This is a genomic window from Rhodococcus sp. ENV425 (assembly GCF_002887785.1).
Classification (GTDB): Bacteria; Actinomycetota; Actinomycetes; order Mycobacteriales; family Mycobacteriaceae; genus Rhodococcus; species Rhodococcus aetherivorans.
Window position 1 is genome coordinate 459 of the sequence record NZ_PCZU01000163.1, and the last position, 530, is coordinate 988.

Sequence of the window (530 nt, forward strand, 5' to 3'; positions counted from 1 at the left end):
CACTTCGTGCCGTCGATGCTGGCCGTGTTCGTCGCGGAGTCCGCGGTCGGCGGGATCTCGTCGTTGCGGTACGTCTTCGCGTCCGGTGAGGCCCTCGCCGCCGCCGTCGCCGCCCGGGTGCGGTCGGTGCTGCCGGGTGTGAGCGTGCACAACCTGTACGGGCCGACCGAGGCCGCGGTGGACGTGACGTTCCACGAGGTGACCGACGCGGACGTGGTGTTGGTGCCGATCGGTGCGCCGGTGTGGAACACGCGGGTGTACGTGCTCGACGCCCGGCTGCGCCCGGTCCCGGTGGGGGTGGCCGGGGAGCTGTACCTGGCGGGGGTGCAGCTGGCCCGCGGCTACGTCGGTCGGGCGGACCTGACGGCCGACCGGTTCGTCGCGTCGCCGTTCGGCGCGCCCGGGGAGCGGTTGTACCGCACGGGCGACCTGGTGACGTGGACCGAGGGCGGGGAACTCGAGTACATCGGGCGTACGGACTTCCAGGTCAAGCTGCGCGGCCTGCGCATCGAGCTGGGCGAGATCGAGGC

General features: G+C 72.8%; 1 protein-coding gene. It reads left to right on the top strand.

Going from position 1 to position 530, the window contains the following annotated elements:
- On the top strand, nucleotides 1-530 hold a 530-nt coding region (locus tag CQZ88_RS29915), incomplete at both ends, for an AMP-binding protein (protein ID WP_180987013.1).